Annotated in this window: 13 protein-coding genes; 10 read left to right on the forward strand and 3 right to left on the reverse strand. The window is 65.3% G+C overall.

The window, feature by feature from the left end; genetic code table 11:
• The first annotated feature begins 6 nt into the window (after window positions 1-6).
• From H8F27_RS07070 to H8F27_RS07085, 4 genes are all read left to right on the forward strand, one after another.
• Window positions 7-1299, forward strand: coding sequence for an MFS transporter (locus tag H8F27_RS07070; RefSeq protein WP_231596572.1), 1293 nt, complete (start codon window positions 7-9; stop codon window positions 1297-1299).
• 43 nt (window positions 1300-1342) lie between these two features.
• Entirely contained in the window at window positions 1343-3481 is a 2139-nt protein-coding gene (gene ppk1, locus H8F27_RS07075; protein ID WP_197153417.1) for a polyphosphate kinase 1, read from the forward strand.
• Window positions 3482-3651: 170 nt separating this feature from the next.
• Window positions 3652-4692: a sigma-70 family RNA polymerase sigma factor gene (locus H8F27_RS07080; RefSeq protein ID WP_197152597.1), complete on the forward strand. Its 1041-nt coding sequence runs from the start codon at window positions 3652-3654 to the stop codon at window positions 4690-4692.
• A gap of 4 nt (window positions 4693-4696) precedes the next feature.
• Window positions 4697-5371 (forward strand): diacylglycerol/polyprenol kinase family protein, encoded by a 675-nt coding sequence (locus tag H8F27_RS07085; RefSeq protein WP_231596574.1) that lies wholly within the window; start codon window positions 4697-4699, stop codon window positions 5369-5371.
• Here the strand turns inward: H8F27_RS07085 and H8F27_RS07090 are convergent.
• Complete coding sequence (locus tag H8F27_RS07090; protein WP_197152599.1) at window positions 5364-6446, reverse strand: 3-deoxy-7-phosphoheptulonate synthase; 1083 nt, start codon at window positions 6444-6446, stop codon at window positions 5364-5366. The genes H8F27_RS07085 and H8F27_RS07090 overlap by 8 nt on opposite strands.
• Before the next feature lie 155 nt (window positions 6447-6601).
• On the opposite strand from H8F27_RS07090, the gene acnB reads away from it, so the two are divergent.
• The 3 genes from acnB to H8F27_RS07105 all read left to right on the forward strand — a co-directional run bounded on the left by acnB (window position 6602) and on the right by H8F27_RS07105 (window position 11924).
• The gene (gene acnB, locus H8F27_RS07095) at window positions 6602-9217 is read left to right on the forward strand and encodes a bifunctional aconitate hydratase 2/2-methylisocitrate dehydratase (RefSeq protein ID WP_197152601.1); all 2616 of its coding nucleotides are present in this window, start codon (window positions 6602-6604) and stop codon (window positions 9215-9217) included.
• A gap of 9 nt (window positions 9218-9226) precedes the next feature.
• Window positions 9227-10138, forward strand: coding sequence for a hypothetical protein (locus H8F27_RS07100; RefSeq protein WP_197152603.1), 912 nt, complete (start codon window positions 9227-9229; stop codon window positions 10136-10138).
• A 199-nt stretch (window positions 10139-10337) separates the two neighbouring features.
• Window positions 10338-11924 (forward strand): radical SAM protein, encoded by a 1587-nt coding sequence (locus H8F27_RS07105; RefSeq protein ID WP_197153419.1) that lies wholly within the window; start codon window positions 10338-10340, stop codon window positions 11922-11924.
• Here H8F27_RS07105 and purU read toward each other — a convergent pair.
• Window positions 11875-12747: a formyltetrahydrofolate deformylase gene (gene purU, locus H8F27_RS07110; protein ID WP_197152611.1), complete on the reverse strand. Its 873-nt coding sequence runs from the start codon at window positions 12745-12747 to the stop codon at window positions 11875-11877. The genes H8F27_RS07105 and purU overlap by 50 nt on opposite strands.
• 186 nt (window positions 12748-12933) lie before the next feature.
• Here purU and psbQ point away from each other — a divergent pair, with 186 nt between their 5' ends.
• The 3 genes from psbQ to pstS are packed head-to-tail and all read left to right on the forward strand — an operon-like array spanning window position 12934 to window position 15542.
• Window positions 12934-13407, forward strand: coding sequence for a photosystem II protein PsbQ (gene psbQ / locus H8F27_RS07115; RefSeq protein ID WP_197152618.1), 474 nt, complete (start codon window positions 12934-12936; stop codon window positions 13405-13407).
• Between the two features lie 41 nt (window positions 13408-13448).
• Complete coding sequence (locus tag H8F27_RS07120) at window positions 13449-14522, forward strand: FAD-binding oxidoreductase (RefSeq protein WP_255517749.1); 1074 nt, start codon at window positions 13449-13451, stop codon at window positions 14520-14522.
• 21 nt (window positions 14523-14543) lie between these two features.
• On the forward strand, window positions 14544-15542 hold the full coding sequence (pstS, locus tag H8F27_RS07125) for a phosphate ABC transporter substrate-binding protein PstS (protein ID WP_197152621.1): 999 nt from the start codon (window positions 14544-14546) through the stop codon (window positions 15540-15542).
• A gap of 34 nt (window positions 15543-15576) precedes the next feature.
• Here pstS and dnaK read toward each other — a convergent pair whose 3' ends face one another.
• A complete protein-coding gene (gene dnaK, locus H8F27_RS07130; protein WP_197152628.1) occupies window positions 15577-17487 on the reverse strand; it encodes a molecular chaperone DnaK in 1911 nt (636 codons plus the stop codon).
• Between the last annotated feature and the right edge of the window lie 45 nt (window positions 17488-17532).

A 17532-nucleotide genomic window follows, 5' to 3' on the forward strand; every position in this document is an offset into this window, starting at 1 on the left:
CATAACGTGAGGAATCCCAGCCGCCCGGCCATCTCCCGCCCCTCCACCTTCTTCTGCGCCTTCCTCACCCTGCTCAACGACCGGCTGGGGGAGTCGATCGTGTTTCCGCTGTTGCCCTTCCTGCTGGCGAGCTTCACCGGCGACGGCCGGGTGCTGGGCCTGCTGGCCGGCAGCTATGCGGTGGCCCAATTTGCCTTCACGCCCCTGATCGGCGCCCTCAGCGATCGCTTCGGCCGCAAACCGGTGATCAGCATCTGCGTGGCGGGCTCGGTGCTGGGCCTGGCCCTGTTTGCCATCACCGTAAGCCTGCCCTGGCGGAGCCTCTGGCCGGCCACTAACGCCGCCGGGCTGCCCCTGGCCCTGTTGTTTGCCGCCCGGCTGATCGATGGGGTGAGCGGCGGCACCGCCGCCACCGCCAGTGCCGTGCTGGCCGACATCTCGCCGCCGGAAAAACGGGCCAAGGCCTTCGGCCTGATCGGTGTGGCCTTTGGCCTGGGTTTCATTCTCGGCCCGGCCCTGGGGGGGCTGCTCGGCCAGATCAACGTCACCCTGCCGCTGGTGCTGGCGGTGGCCATCGCCGCACTCAACCTGGTGCTGGTGCTCACCCTGCTGCCGGAAACCCACCCGCCAGAAGCACGCCGGGCCATGCCGCGCAGACGGGATCTCAACCCCTTTGCCGCCCTGCAGCGGGTGTTCACCAACCCCCAGGTGCGGCGGCTTTGCGTGGCCTTTTTTCTGTTTTTTCTGGCCTTCAACGGCTTCACCGCCGTGCTGGTGCTCTATTTCAAGCAGGCCTTCAACTGGGGGCCCGGCCTGGCGGCGTCCGCCTTCCTGGTGGTGGGGGTGGTTGCCACGGTGGTGCAGGGCGGCCTGATCGGCCCCCTAGTGAAACTCTGCGGTGAATGGCGCCTCACCCTGGCCGGCCTGGGCTTTGTAATCGCCGGCTGCCTGCTGATCCCCCTGGCCACAAAGGCCAACGCCCAGCCGGTGGTGTTCAGCGCCGTGGCTATCCTGGCCCTCGGCACGGGCCTGGTCACCCCCTGCCTGCGCAGCCTGGTGTCGCGCCGACTCGACAGCGAGGGCCAGGGCGCCGCCCTGGGCAGTCTCCAGGGGCTGCAGAGCCTGGGCAGCTTTCTGGGGCCGCCCCTGGCCGGCCTGGCCTACGAAACCAGCGGTCGCCAGAGCCCCTTCTGGCTTGGCATCGCCCTGCTGGTGGGGGTGGCCCTGCTGGTGGCTGGCGGCTTGCCGGGCCAGGGTCCAGGGGGAATGACAACCCCGATACACGGTTCAGAAGGCTGAGATTGCTACCTTGCGAACCTTCGAGGCCCGGGGCGCCACGGCCATGGCAAAAACTGAGACGCTGCTGGCCCCTGAGCTCTACATCAACCGCGAGCTGAGCTGGCTCGATTTCAACTACCGGGTGCTGGCCCAGGCCCTCGACGAGTACACGCCCCTGCTGGAGCAAGCCAAGTTCAGCGCCATCTTCAGCAACAACCTCGACGAGTTCTTCATGGTGCGGGTGGCATCACTGAAGTCCCAGATCGAAGCTGGCGTCAGCACCCTCAGCGACGACGGCCTCACCGCCCAGCAGCAGCTCCAGGCAATCCGCGCCAAGCTGCGGCCCCTCCTGGAGATCCAGCAGCAGCACTACCGCCATTCACTGAAGAGCCAGCTCTCCAGCTACGGCGTTCACCTGATCGACTACGCCAACCTCAACGACGGCCAGCGCGAGTGGATCGAGACCTACTTCCAGAACGCCATCTTCCCGGTACTGACCCCCCTGGCGGTGGATCCCTCCCACCCCTTCCCCTTCATCAGCAACCTCAGCCTCAACGTGGCCGCCCTGGTGCGGGATCCGGATACGGGCCAGCAGGAGTTCGCCCGGGTGAAGGTGCCCCAGAAAAACCTGCCCCGCTTTGTTCAGATTCCTGCCCAGCTGAGCGGAAAACAGCCCGAGCCGGTGTACACCGCCGTGCCGCTGGAGCAGGTGGTGGCCTTCAACCTCAGGCTGCTGTTCCCTGGCATGCATGTGGAAGGTCACTACTTCTTCCGCGTCACCCGCGACGCAGACCTGGAACTGCGTGACCTGGAAGCCGATGACCTGATGGAGGCCCTGGAGGAGGGGCTGCGCAAACGTCGCCGCGGCGGCGAGGTGGTGCGGCTGGAGGTGGCAGACGAAATGCCCGAGGTGGTGGTGCAACTGCTGATGGAAGGCACCGCGGTGGAAGCCGAGGACGTCTACCGGGTGAACGGCCCCCTGGGCCTCGACGACCTGATGAGCCTGGTCGCCATCCCGCTACCCCAGCTGAAGTTCAAGCCCCACAAGGGCCGCACCGCCACCGCCCTGGCCCGCACCCAGAAGGGCCAGCTGGAAGACGGCTCGATCAAGGCGGAGGAATTCGAGAGCATCTTCTCGGTGATCAGACGCGGAGACGTCCTGCTGCATCACCCCTACGACCTGTTCTCCACCTCGGTCGAGGAATTCCTCAACCAGGCGGCCGATGACCCCCTGGTGCTGGCGATCAAGATGACCCTTTACCGCACCTCGAAAAATTCAGCGGTGGTGGCAGCCCTGATCCGGGCAGCCGAAAACGGCAAGCAGGTGATGGCCCTGGTCGAGCTCAAGGCCCGATTTGACGAAGACAACAACATCCAGTGGGCCAAGCAGCTGGAGGCATCAGGGGTGCACGTGGTCTACGGGGTGCTGGGCCTCAAGACCCACACCAAGATCCTACTGGTGGTGCGCAAGGAAAAGGAACGTCTCAATAGCTACGTGCACATCGGCACCGGTAACTACAACTCCAAAACTTCCAGCCTCTACACCGACATCGGCCTGCTCACCGCCCGGCCCGAATTCGGGGCCGACCTGGTGGAACTTTTCAACTACCTGACCGGCTTCTCCAAACAGCAGAGCTTCCGGCGGCTACTGGTCGCACCCGTCACCCTGCGCAGCCGCATGGAAGGCCTGATCCGACGTGAAATCGACCACGCCCTGGCCGGCCGGGGGGGCCATATTCGGGCCAAGATCAATTCCCTGGTCGACCCGGCAATCATCGCCCTGCTCTACGAAGCCTCCCAGGCTGGGGTGACCATCGAATTGGTGGTGCGAGGCATGTGCAGCCTCAGGCCAGCTCTCGAGGGCATCAGCGATGGCATCACTGTGATCAGCGTGATCGGGCGTTTTCTTGAGCATTCGCGCATCTTTTGGTTTGGCAATGGCGGCGCAGCCGAATTGTTCATCGGCAGCGCCGACTGGATGTCACGAAACCTTGACAAGCGCGTGGAAGCTGTTGCCCAGATTGAGGATCCACGCCTGCGCCAGCAGCTCGAACAGATTCTCGATCTATACCTTCAAGACACCGGTGCCTGGCACATGAACAGCGAGGGCCAGTTCCAAAAGCGTCAACATGGGGGCGAACAACATCTCGTGCAGCAAGAAATGGTGAAGCGCTGGCGAGGCGGCCTGATAGCAGCCACTTAGGCCTGGTAAATGGCCTGGAAAGAGGCTTGGAAAGAGGCTTGGAAAGAGGCTTGGAAAAATCGGCGCAGCCTTATTAAACGGCAGCAATCCATACAGGAAGCCTTACCAATCAAGAGGCAGTGTGCGCGGTAGTGCTACATTCCTGTCAAATTCAATTCGGAGGCTTGGGTGTGGGGACGCCTTTGCAATCCGTTCCTGACGTTGTTGACAGCAGCGTTGCGGAGCGATCACCATCAGAGCTATCTAGTCAAGAGCCATCCTTGATGGCGTCCACAACAGCAGCAAAACCTGGCAAAGCCAAGGTTGTGCTGCCCCGCACCGGCGGTCGCGTCAGTGCAGATTCGATCGGCTGGTATCTGAGCACCATCGGCAGGGTGCCCCTGCTCACCGCAGCCGAAGAAATCGAGCTGGCCCACCATGTGCAGGCGGGCAAAAAGCTGCAGGAGCTACCCGCAGAGGAGCACACCCCCAGGCATAAACGCCAACTGCGCATGGCCCAGCGGGCCCGCGACCGCATGATGGCGGCCAACCTACGCTTGGTCGTCAGCGTGGCCAAGAAGTATCAAAACCAGGGGCTGGAACTACTCGATCTGGTTCAGGAAGGGGCAATTGGCCTGGAGAGGGCCGTCGACAAATTTGACCCTGCAATGGGGTACAAATTCTCCACCTATGCCTACTGGTGGATCCGCCAAGGGATGACCAGGGCAATCGACAACAGCGCCCGCACCATTCGCCTCCCGATTCACATCAGTGAAAAGCTCTCCAAGATGCGCCGCATCAGTAGGGAGCTTTCCCATCGACTGGGTCGCCAACCCAACCGGCTGGAGCTCTCCCACGCCATGGACATGGCTCCCCATGAACTGGAGGAGCTGATGACCCAGAGCGCCCCCTGCGCCTCGCTCGATGCCCATGCCCGCGGCGAAGAAGACCGCAGCACCCTGGGGGAACTGATCGCCGATCCGGCCAGCAACGAGCACATGGACTCGATGGACCGCCATATCCAGAAAGAGCACCTGGGCGCCTGGCTCTCCCAGCTGAATGAGCGGGAGCAGAAAATTCTCAAGCTGCGCTTTGGCCTGGAGGGTTCCGATCCCCTCACCCTCGCTGAGATCGGCAGGCTGATCAACGTCTCCCGCGAGCGGGTGCGCCAGCTGGAGGCCAAGGCGATCATGAAACTGCGCCTGATGAGCAACTACCAGCAGGCCGCCTGAGCCGGTGCCCGGCGGCTGGCCGCAACAACTCATCGGCGGTGCCGCAGTGGCTGGCTGGCTCACCCTGCTGGCCATCGCCGCCCGCCAGGTGCGGCAACGCTGGAACGGCCAGAGGGAGTGGAGTCGCAAGCTGGTGCACATCGGCACCGGAGCTGTGGTGCCGATCGCCTGGGCCTGCGGCACCAACCGGCTGATCGCCATCCCAGCCGCCGGGGCGATCACCCTGCTGGCGGCGCTCAACCACCGCTTCCGCCTGTTGCCGGCCATCGAGGATGTGGGCCGCCGCAGCTATGGCACCGTGGCCTACGGCGCCTCCATCACCCTGCTGCTGCTGCTGTTCTGGCCCCAGCAGCCGGCGGCAGTGGCCGCCGGGGTGCTGGTGATGGCCGTCGGTGATGGCCTGGCCGGGCTGCTGGGGCCCCTGGTGGCCTCCCCAAGTTGGCAGCTATGGGGCCAACGCAAATCTGTAGTGGGGACCGCTGCCATGGCAGCGGGCAGCCTGGCCATGCTGCTGCTGGTAAGTCAGCTGGCGCTGAATACGGGCCAGCCCCACCCGGAGCTTTCACCCCTGTTGGCCATCACGGCCGTTGCGGTGCTGTTGGAGCAGGTGGCGGTGGGAGGCCTCGACAACTTCACCGTGCCGCTGGCAGCCGGCTGGCTCTGGCAAAGGCTCAGCTGAGCACCAACTGGGTCTGACCCACAGCCTGGGCCAGGGTGTCGAGGGCAGCGGCGGTAGTGGCCAGATCAATGCAAGCATCGGTGATGCTCTGGCCGTAGGTGAGCGAGGCGCGCTGGAGCTGGGCCAGATCGGAGGGAATCTTTTGGCTGCCGGCCACCAGGTGGCTTTCCAGCATCACGCCCATCAGCTGGCTGGAGCCAGCCCGCAACTGCTGAGCCACCTCGCATGCCACCTCACTCTGACGGCGGTAGTCCTTGTTGGAGTTGCCGTGGCTGCAGTCCACCATCACCCGATGGGGCAGCCCCGCCTTGGCCAGCTGGGCGGCAGCCTGATCCACCGCCTCAAGGTGGTAATTGGTTCCCCCCTTGCCCCCCCGCAACACCAGGTGGCCATCGGGATTGCCGGTGGTCGAGACAATCGCCGCCTGGCCGTCGCCGTTGATGCCGAGGAAATGGTGGGGCCGGGCCGCGGCCTCCATCGCATTGATTGCCGTGATGGCACTGCCATCGGTGCCGTTCTTGAAGCCGATCGGCATCGACAGCCCCGAGGCCATCTCCCGGTGGGTCTGGCTCTCGGTGGTGCGGGCGCCGATGGCGGTCCAGCTGATCAGGTCTGCGATGTATTGGGGCACCACAGGATCCAGCAGCTCGGTGGCGGCAGGTAGCCCCATCTCGGCCAAGTGCAGCAGCAGGCCGCGGGCCAGCCGCAGGCCGGTGTTGATGTCATAGCTGCCGTCGAGGTGGGGATCGTTGATCAGCCCTTTCCAGCCCACGGTGGTGCGGGGCTTCTCGAAATAGACCCTCATCACCACCTCCAGCTCGGCGCGGTGGCGCTGGCGCGCCTCGGCGATGAAGTCGGCGTACTCGTGGGCCGCCGCCACGTCGTGCACCGAGCAGGGCCCCACGATCACCAGCAGGCGGGAATCGCGGCCATGCAGGATGGCCTGGATCCGCTCCCGGGCCTGCTGCACCGTGCTGGCGGCCCGATCGCTGAGGGGGAGGTCCCGATGCAGCACCGCCGGAGGCACCAGCGGCCGGGTTTCCACGATGTGGAGATCGCTGGTGGTGGCGTGCATAAAGTGCAGCACAGGGTTGGTTCAGCCTAGAGAGCGCTGAGCCAGCGACCCCTGCCAGCTGCGGGGCAGCCGCCCGATCAGCATGTTCTGCAGCCTTCGTCACCAAGGCCCCGGGGGCCGTTAAGAAGAATGGGAAGCAGATGACGCACAAGGGCATGTCCGCAGCCACCTTCCTCAGCAGCTACCGCGCCGCCGTCGCCGAGCGCGAAGCCCTGGGCGTGCCTGCCCTGCCGCTTACCGCCAGCCAGGTCCAGGCGCTCACCGAGCTGCTGGCCGCCCCCCCCGCCGGCGAGGAAGCTTTCCTGCTGCACCTGCTGAGTGAGCGCATCCCACCCGGCGTCGATGAGGCCGCCTACGTGAAGGCCGGCTGGCTCAGCGCCGTGGCCCAAGGCAGCGCCACCAGCCCGCTCGTGAGTCCGGTGGAGGCCGTGCAGCTGCTGGCCACGATGATTGGTGGCTACAACGTCAGCGCCCTGATCGAGCTGCTCAGCAACTCCGATCTGGCCATCGCCAGCGCCGCCGCCGAGGGGCTGAGCCGCACCCTGCTCGTCTACGACGCCTACAACGACGTGCTCGAGCTGGCGGCAGGCAACGCCTATGCCCAGCAGGTGATCGATAGCTGGGCCGCCGCCGAGTGGTTCACCGCCAAGCCCGAGCTGCCCGCCGAGATCACCGTGACGGTGTTCAAGGTGGAGGGTGAAACCAACACCGACGACCTTTCCCCCGCCACCCACGCCACCACCCGGCCCGACATCCCCCTGCACGCCATGGCGATGCTGGAAACCCGCATGCCCGGCGGCCTGGAGCTGATCACCGAACTGAAAACCAAGGGCTACCCGGTGGCCTACGTGGGCGATGTGGTGGGCACGGGCAGCTCGCGCAAATCCGCCATCAACTCGGTGCTGTGGCATACCGGCAGCGACATCCCCCACGTGCCCAACAAGCGCGGCGGCGGTGTGATCTTGGGCGGCAAGATCGCGCCGATCTTCTTCAACACCGCCGAAGATTCCGGCGCCCTGCCGATCGAGTGCGACGTGAGCGCCCTCAACTCCGGCGATGTGATCACGATCCGCCCTTACGCCGGCATGATAGAGCGGGCCAGCGGCGAGGCGAACGCCGGCGAAATCGTGGCCCGCTTCGAGCTCAAGCCTAGCACGATCAGCGACGAGGTGCGCGCCGGCGGCCGCATCCCCCTGCTGATCGGCCGCTCCCTGACAGACAAGGTGCGCGCCCAGCTGGGGCTGGCCGCCAGCGACCTGTTCATCCGCCCGGTGGCCCCGGCCGACACCGGCAAGGGCTTCACCCTGGCCCAGAAGATGGTGGGCAAGGCCTGCGGCCTGGCGGGCGTGCGCCCCGGCACCAGCTGCGAGCCGCTGATGACCACCGTGGGCTCCCAGGACACCACCGGGCCCATGACCCGCGATGAGATGAAGGAGCTGGCCTGCCTGGGATTTTCCGCCGATCTGGTGATGCAGAGCTTCTGCCACACCGCCGCCTATCCCAAGCCGGTAGACCTCAAGACCCACGCCGAGCTGCCTGATTTCATGGCCTCACGCGGTGGCGTGGCCCTGCGCCCCGGCGATGGGATCATCCACAGCTGGCTCAACCGCATGCTCCTGCCCGACACCGTGGGCACCGGCGGCGACAGCCACACCCGCTTCCCGCTCGGCATCTCCTTCCCGGCCGGCTCGGGCCTGGTGGCCTTCGCTGCCGCCATCGGCGCCATGCCGCTCGACATGCCCGAATCGGTGTTGGTGAAATTCACTGGCTCCCTGCAGCCAGGCGTGACCCTGCGCGATGTGGTGAACGCGATCCCCTACGTGGCGATTCAGCAGGGCCTGCTCACGGTGGCAAAGGAGGGTAAGAAAAATGTGTTCAACGGCCGGATCATGGAGATCGAGGGACTGCCCGATCTCAAGCTCGAACAGGCCTTTGAACTCACCGACGCCACTGCCGAACGCTCCTGTGCCGGCAGCACGATCAAGCTCAGTGTTGAAACGGTGAGCGAATACCTGCGCAGCAATGTGGCGCTGCTCAAAAACATGATCGCCCGGGGCTACGGCGATGGGCGCACCCTGGCCCGCCGCATCCAGGCGATGGAGGCCTGGCTCGCTGATCCACAGCTGCTGGAGGCCGATGCCGATGCCGAATACGCGGCTGTGATCGAAATCGATCTCGATGCCATCAGCGAGCCGATCCTGGCCTGCCCCAACGACCCCGACAACGTCAAAACCCTGAGCGAAGTAGCCGGTGCGCCCATCGATGAGGTGTTCATCGGCAGCTGCATGACCAACATCGGCCACTACCGGGCCGCCGCCACAGTGCTCAAGGGCCAGGGTGAAAATGCCGCGCGCCTGTGGGTATGCCCCCCCACCCGCATGGACGAAGAGATGCTCAAACAGGAGGGCTACTACGCCATCTTCGAGGCTGCCGGCTCCCGCATGGAGATGCCCGGCTGCTCCCTATGCATGGGCAACCAGGCCCGGGTGGAAAACGACACCACGGTTTTTTCTACCAGCACCCGCAACTTCAACAACCGCCTGGGCAATGGCGCCCAGGTGTACCTGGGCAGCGCCGAACTGGCGGCGGTGTGCGCCCAACTGGGGCGGATACCTTCGAGGGTCGAATACCTGAAGATCGCCGCCGAAAAGATCGACCCCTACGGCGCCGAGCTCTACCGCTACCTCAACTTCGATCAAATCGAGGGTTTCGAGAACAGCGGCCGGGTAGTGAGCAGCGAAGCAGAGGCCAAGGTGCTCGCGGGGGTGTAAAAGGCAGCCATGCTGCTTTCTCCACAGGATGCACGCCGCTTCATGACCACCTACGAGCGGGTGGCCATTGCCCTACATGCGGTCTGCGACAAGAAACCACCGAAGAGTCCATCCGCTTGCCTCGCTGCTGCCCGCAAGCGGCTCCAGCAGACCCCCGCACTGCTCGACCAAGCCGTTCGGTTTCTGGAGCAACGCGACACTGAGGCGGACCCAGAGGTGATCACGGCACTACGCCAGCTGCAGCTGGCGGAATGGGTACACCTCAAAGACCTAAAAAGCGGTGCCATCTTTCTCAATCAGGAGGGCACCGAGGCTTACAGCGTAGTGGGCCTCACCCAACTGCCGAGCGCCATCATCGGAGATCGTGGATTTCTTGTGGAAACCGCACTCTGCCCCTTCGCCGGCAAAATTCTCTGTGATGGGATTTTTGTCGCAAGAATTCAGCTGGGACAGGGGATCTGGCGCAGCTTCCATACGCGCTACCTCAGCCTCAAGGCCGCCGGACGCTTACATCGCAAGCCTGCCACTGCTCCGCCCTGGCAGCGGGCAGCTGCTCAATCAGCCGCACCCCTCAAAGACCCCCCGGCCTTGGAAATCCTGGAGCCTTGGGAGATGGTGCCGCTGGATGTGGTGGACGACGCTCTTGCCTATCTGGAGGCCAAATTGCAACACCATCACCCCCTGCGAGAGCACGCACTATTTCCCTTGCTCAAACGGGAAGACAGCCAGATCTGGATTGTCACCAAATACGATGACGACGGCACCACCTGGCTACTCGATCTCACCAGCAAGCGAAGGTTCCAAGGACGCACGATCTACGCCTTTCGGCAACTTACAGACCACGACGAGCTAGAGCTGATCATCCAACAGGACCACCAGCAATGGCTGGACGAGTTTGATGACGAAACCGATGCCCGCTGAGGCCTGCGTCTCTGCATCAGCCACAAAGGCACCCCCAACGCCGCCATGAGTGGCCTGATGGGTCCGCTGTCTGCCCTCGCCGGCAGATAAGACCAGGATGGTGTGGTGAGACGCTGGAGGTCACCATCCGGCGTCTCACCTGAACCAGGAAACCCTGCTGTTTGAACCCGCCCAACCGGTAGCGGGAGCGTTGCGTGCCGTGCTGGCCTTCCCCAGCACCTACACCGTGGGGATCACCAGCCTGGGCTACCAGGTGGTGTGGGCCAGCCTGGCCCAGCGGGCCGATGTGGATGTACGCCGCCTATTCACAGACCAGGGCGACCCGCCGCACCGCCACTGCGACCTCTTCGGGCTATCGCTGAGCTGGGAGCTGGATGGGCCGGTGCTGCTGGATCTGCTGGAGCAGCAACGCATCCCGATCTGGGCGGCCGAGCGGGGCGACGCTGACCCGATCGTGTTCGGCGGCGGTCCGGTGCTCACGGCCAACCCCGAGCCCCTGGCCCCCTTTTTTGATTTGGTGTTGCTGGGCGATGGCGAGCTGCTGCTACCCGCCTTCATCGATGCCCTGCAGCAGCACCGCAGCGCCCCGCGGGCCGAGCGACTACTCCAGCTGGCCCAGCTGCCGGGGGTGTATGTGCCGAGCCTCTATGCCCCCCGCTACTCCAGCGATGGCCAGCTGCTGGCAGTGGAGCCCAACCAAGCCGGCGTCCCCGCCACCGTGGCAAAACAAACCTGGCGCGGCAACACCTTGAGCCATTCGGCGGTGATCACCCCGGAGGCGGCCTGGCCCTCGATCCACATGGTGGAGGTGGTGCGCAGCTGTCCAGAGCTGTGCCGCTTCTGCCTGGCCAGCTACCTCACCCTGCCCTTTCGCACCCCCAGCCTGGAAGAAGGCCTGATCCCGGCGGTGGAAAAGGGCCTGGCCGCCACCCAACGGCTGGGATTACTGGGAGCCTCAGTAACCCAGCACCCCCAATTCGCCGACCTGCTGGCCTGGCTCGATCAGGATCGCTTCGAGGGCGCCCGGGTGAGCGTGAGCTCAGTGCGGGCCGCCACCGTGACCGCCGAGCTGGGCCGGATCCTGGCCAAACGGGGCAGCAAATCGCTCACGATCGCCATCGAGAGCGGCAGCGAGCGCATGCGCCAGGTGGTGAACAAGAAGCTCAGCAGCGAGGAGATCTACTCAGCAGCCCGCTATGCCAAAGATGGTGGCCTCACGGGCCTGAAGCTCTACGGCATGGTGGGCCTCCCCACCGAAGAAGACGCCGATGTGGAGGTCACCGCCGCCCTGCTGCTGGATCTAAAAAAGGCCACGCCAGGGCTGCGGCTGAGCCTGGGGGTGAGCACCTTTGTACCCAAGGCCCACACACCGTTCCAATGGCAGGGGGTGCGCCCGGAAGCGGAAAAACGCCTGAAGCTGCTGGCCAAGCGCCTCAAGCCCAAGGGCATCGAGCTGCGCCCCGAGAGCTATGGCTGGAGCGTGATCCAGGCCCTGCTCTCCCGCAGCGACCGACGCCTGGCGCCCGTGATCGCCGCCGCCCGCGGCCGCCACGACAGCCTGGGGGGCTGGAAGCAGGCCTATCGGGGGGTGCGGGAGCAAACCTCCGGCCCCGAAAGCCCGCCCGCCTGGGAGGAGGTGATCCATGCCAGCTGGAGCCCGGGGCGCGTGCTGCCCTGGGAGCACCTGGAGGGCCCACTCCCCAAAGCAACGCTCGCCCAGCACCAGGCTGGGGCCCTCACTCAAACACCGCCGTGCGCCCCCGATAGACCATCACCTGGCGCCTGAGGTGCAGCCTCACAGCCCTGGCCAGGGCGAGCCGTTCGCAATCACGACCCATCCGAATCAGGTCTGCGACCTCATCACGGTGACCCACCGCCACGGTGGACTGGGCAATGATCGGACCGCCATCGAGCTCCTCGCTGACGTAGTGGGCCGTGGCGCCAATCAGCTTCACGCCCCGCTCCCAGGCCCGGTGATAGGGCTGGGCCCCTTGAAATGCCGGCAAGAATGAATGGTGGATGTTGATCACCCGGTGGAAGGCATCGGGGGAATCGAACGCCGCCAGAAAACGGGGCGTCAGCACCTGCATGTACTTGGCCAGGATCACCAACTCGATCTGATGCTCCGCCAGCAACTCGAGCTGGCGGGCCTCCGCTTCCTCTCGGTTGGCCGCTGAGACCGGCAGGTAGGCAAAGCGTGCCCCGAATTGGGCCGCGATCGGCTCCAGATCGGCATGGTTGGCGATCACCAGCGGCACCCGCATCGGCAGCTCGCCGCTGCGCACGCGCCAAAGCAGGTCGAGCAGGGCGTGGTCTTGCTTGCTGACAAAGATGGCCACCGCTGGGCGGTAATCCGAGAAATTCACCCTGTAGGCGCCGTCCAGACGCTCAGCCAGGGCTCGGGCCGTGGGGCAGATCGCCTCCCGCGGCAGCCCAAAACCCTCCAGCTGCCATTCAATACGGCTCAAAAAGAGGCCGGCGCCCTGATCGCTGTGGTGGTCGGCGTGCACGATGTTGCCGCCATTGGCAGCCACCCAACCGGAAAGCTCCCGCACCAGCCCCGGCTGGTCTGGGCAGATCATCTGCAGGATGGCGGTGGGGGCAGACATGGTGCTGGCTCCTTCAGCTGCAGAAGTAGCACTCAAGGCACCGGCAGGATGCAGATTGCAAGCGACTACAGACCCTTCTAGGGGGCCGACCAACCCCGATACACTCAGGCCCACGAACCCCTGGCCTTGGCGACTGCAATGGTTTTTGCACAGATACCCGCCGTGATACCAGCTCCAATCCGTGCCTTGGCCCAGCAGCTGCGCCGGCTGGCCGCCCTTGGCCTGGCCCTGGCGCTCTGCCTTGGCCTGGCCGCCTGTGACGGCAGCCAGGGCAAGAAGCCCCCGAGCATCAGCCCCGAGGACATGGCCCTGATCGAGCGGCAGGCGGAGGGCTTCCTGGCAGCCCGCAACCGCCTACCCGAGTTGGCCGCCCTCGTAAATGACCGCAACTGGGTCTTCACCGCCAACTTGATCCACGGCCCAATGCAGGAAGTGGGCCGGGAAATGAGCTACATAAACCAAAGGCTGCTGCCCGCTGACCGCCCCGAGGCCGAGAAGCGCGCCGCAGCCCTGAAAACAGCCTTTGCCCAACTCGATGAGGCCGCCAAGCTCCAGGACGGCGACAAGCTGCGCAAGGCCTATATCAAGGTGGCGAGTGGCTTCGGCCTCTACGCCCAGGTGCTGCCTGCCCAGGTGCAGCAAGACCTGAAACAGGCCTGATCCAGCCAAGCCCCAGGGCCACCAGTCCGCGCTCGGTAATTGTGATCGGCGCGGGGCTGGTGGGTCGTTCCTGCGCCTGGCTGCTCCAGGGCCTTGGCCACCAGGTGCAACTGCTCGATCCCTGTCTGAACGGGGCCCCCGATCCAACCGCAGGCAGCTGGGCCGCCCTGGGAGTTGTGATGGCCCACGTGTTCCAGCGCGGCAGTGGCCGGGCCTGGCGGCTGCGCCAGCGCAGCCTGCACCTCTGGGGCCGCTGGCGCCAGGAGCTGGGGGAGCAGGGCTGGCCGCTGGCCTGGCAGCCGGGGCTGCTGATCCTGGCCAGCAGCCCCATCGACCTGGAGCGCCAGCAGCGGCTCCAATCCGAGCGCCAGCGCCAGGCCATCCCGCTGGAGATCTGGAGCCGTCAGCGGCTCGCCGACCTGAGCCCAGCCCTACCAGACGGGGCCATCGGCGGGCTCTATTCCCCCGCCGATGGCCAACTGGATCCGGGCCCGGCCCTGCAGGCGCTGCTGGGGGATGGGCGGCGGCTCGGAATCCAAACCTGCGGGGAGGCCGCCGCAAGGCTGGAGCGCCGCTCCGGCCAGTGGACGGTGCACACCCAAGCCGGCCAGGCCCTGCAGGCCGAAGCCGTGGTGCTCTCGGCAGGGGTGGCCAGCGCCGGCCTGCTGGAACCGCTCGATCACTTCCTGCCCTTGGAGCCGGTGCTGGGCCAGGCCCTCGAGCTCGAGCTTCCCCCCGGCACCCACTGGGGCCCCAGCCCGGCCTGGCCCGGCGCCGTGGTGTGGGAGGGGATGAACCTGGTGCCACGCCCCCCCAGCCAAGCCCAGGGCGAGCGGCTGTGGCTGGGGGCAACCCTGGAGCCGGGCTGCCGGGCCGATCCAGACGCCCTGGCCGCCCTGCGGGAACTAGGCGGCGCAGCGCCCACCTGGCTGCGGCAGGCCCAGCTGGTCAGGCACTGGCAGGGCCACCGGCCCCACCCGATCGGTGGCCCGGCCCCCTTGCTGGAACAGCTGGAACCCGGGCTGGTGCTGGCCAGCGGCCACTACCGCAACGGCCTGCTGCTGGCGCCAGCGACGGCGGAATGGGTGGCGCAGCAGCTGGAGGCTCCTTCTTAACCAAGCCCTAACCTGGCCCCTATGGCACTCATCCGTTTTGGTTCACGCGCAATGGTGGGGGCAGCCCTCGGCCTGGTTGGCCTCAGCGGTTGCGGCGTATCCCCCGGCGGGGGCACCAACCAAATCCTGCAGGCGGCAGGAGCCAGCTTTCCGGCGGGGCTCTACCAGCGCTGGTTTGCAGACCTGGCCGCCAGGGAAAGGATCCGGGTCAACTACCAGTCGGTGGGTTCCGGCGCCGGCGTGCGTCAGTTTGAAGCAGGCACGGTGGATTTTGCCGCCAGTGACAAACCTCTAGATGCCCGCGAGGCCGCATCGATCCAGCGGGGCGTGGTTCAACTTCCCCTCACCGCCGGCGCCATCGCCGTTGCCTACAACCTGCCCGGCTGCAGCCTCAAGCTCAGCCAGGCCCAACTGGTACAGATCTTCGAGGGCAAGATCACCAACTTCCAGGAGCTTGGCTGCGCCAACCAACCAATCCAGGTGGTGGTGCGCTCCGATGGCTCCGGCACCACCTACAACTTCACCAATTCCCTGGCCGCCTTCAGCCCCAGCTGGAAGAACGGGCCCGGCGTCGGCAAATCGGTGAACTGGCCCACCGGCGTGGGGGCCAAGGGCAACGAGGGAGTCGCCGCCAGCATGCTGCAAACCAAGGGCAGCATCGGCTACGTGGAAGCGGCCTATGTGCGGGGCGTGCTGCAAGCCGCCGCGATCGCAAACCGCAGCGGCAGCTTTGCCCTACCCGATGCTGCCGCTGCCAGCCAGGCCCTGGCCACAATCGACCTTGGGGCCGATCTCACCGGCAGCGATCCGAATCCCAGCGCCGGCTACCCGATCGTCACCTTCACCTGGGTGCTGCTTTACAAGACCGGCAACGGCGCAAAACTAGCTGCCCTTCAGCGCACGATCAATTACGCCCTCAGCGATGGGGCCCAGCGCCAGGCCCCTGGGCTCGGCTACATCCCACTCCCAGCTGGCGTGGTCACCAAGGCGAAGGCAGCGCTGGCCGGCGTGGGAGCCTGAGACCAGGCCCCCCTCTTAATCAAGCCCTAGGGCCCTATTTGCTCTCGGTGAACTCCGCATCGATCACGTCGTCACTGGCCGAGCCGCTGGCCCCATCGCTGGCGGCAGCGTTGCCGTCGCCACTAGGCGTGGCTCCGGCCGCGCCTGCCTGCTGGTAGACGGCAGCACCGGCGGCATAGAGAGCCTGTTGCAGGGTTTCGAGTTCCGACTTCATGGTGTCGAAATCGTCCTTGGCAATGGCCTCCTTGAGCTTGGTGGAGGAAGCCTCCACCTTGGCCTTGTCCTCGGCACCCACCTTGTCGCCCAGCTCGCCGAGTTGCTTTTCGGCCTGGTAAACGAGGGTTTCGGCCTGGTTCTTGGTGTCGATGCGCTCGCGCTTCTCCTTGTCGACGCTGGCGTTGGTTTCGGCATCCTTCACCATCTTCTCCACCTCGTTTTCACTGAGGGTGGAAGCGCCGGTGATCGAGATGCTCTGCTCCTTGCCGCTGCCCTTGTCCTTGGCGGTGACGCTGAGGATGCCGTTGGCATCGATATCGAAGGTGACTTCGATCTGGGGCACACCCCGGGGAGCAGGCGGGATGCCGTCGAGGCGGAAGGTGCCGAGCGACTTGTTGTCGCTGGCCATCTCGCGCTCTCCCTGGAGCACGTGGATCTCCACGTTGGTCTGGCCATCCACCGCCGTGGAGTAGGTCTCCGACTTCTTGGTGGGAATGGTGGTATTGCGGGTGATCATCTTGGTCATCACCCCACCGAGGGTTTCCACCCCCAGGGAGAGCGGTGTGACATCCAGCAGCAGGATGTCCTTCACCTCACCGGCCAGCACGCCACCCTGGATGGCGGCCCCCACGGCCACTACCTCGTCAGGGTTGACAGTCTGGTTGGGGTCCTTGCCGGTGACCCGCTTGACCAGCTCCAACACCGCGGGGATGCGGGTGGAACCGCCCACCATCACGATCTCGTCGAGTTCGGCCGACTTGAGCTTTGCGTCCTTGAGGGCCTGCTCCACCGGCACCCTGCAGCGATCAATCAGCTTGGAGGCCAGCTCTTCAAACTTGGCGCGGGTGAGGTTGAGGTCGAGGTGCTTAGGGCCCTCCGGAGTGGCCGTGATGAACGGCAGGTTGATCTCACTCTGGGTGGCACTGGAGAGCTCGATTTTGGCCTTCTCGGCAGCCTCGGTGAGGCGCTGCAGGGCCTGCTTGTCCTGGCGCAGGTCAATGCCCTCATTGGCCTTGAAACTGTCAGCCAGATAGTCAACGATCACCTTGTCGAAGTCATCGCCGCCCAGGTGGGTGTCACCGGAGGTGGAGAGCACTTCGAAAACGCCATCCCCCACTTCCAGCACCGACACGTCGAAGGTGCCGCCGCCCAGGTCGAACACCAGGATGCGCTCATTGCTCTTGCGGTCGAGGCCGTAGGCCAGGGCCGCCGCCGTGGGCTCGTTGATGATGCGCAGCACCTCCAGGCCGGCGATCTTGCCGGCATCCTTGGTGGCCTGGCGCTGGGAGTCGTTGAAATAGGCAGGAACGGTGATCACCGCCTGGGTGACGGTTTCACCGAGGTATTTGCCGGCGTCTTCCGCCAGCTTGCGCAGCACCTGGGCACTCACCTCCTCAGGGGCGAACTGCTTGTTCAGCACCGGGCACTTCACCTTGACGTTGGAGCCCGCCTTCTCGACGCCATAGCTCACTTCCTTCGACTCTTCGTTGACCTCGTCGACCCGACGGCCGATGAAGCGCTTGACCGAATAAAAAGTGTTCTCGGGATTCATCACCGCCTGACGCTTGGCGATCTGGCCCACCAACTGATCTTGGTTTTTGGTGTAGGCCACCACGGAAGGGGTTGTGCGGAACCCTTCGGCGTTGGCTATCACAGTTGGCTTGCCGCCCTCCATCACGGCGACACAGCTATTCGTAGTGCCGAGGTCAATACCAACAACCTTGCCCATGGATTCCCACCTCCTTGCGGTGAATGAAACGATCTGGAAACATCT

Origin of the sequence: Synechococcus sp. CBW1108 (assembly GCF_015840335.1) — a bacterium.
Lineage (GTDB): Bacteria > Cyanobacteriota > Cyanobacteriia > PCC-6307 > Cyanobiaceae > Cyanobium_A.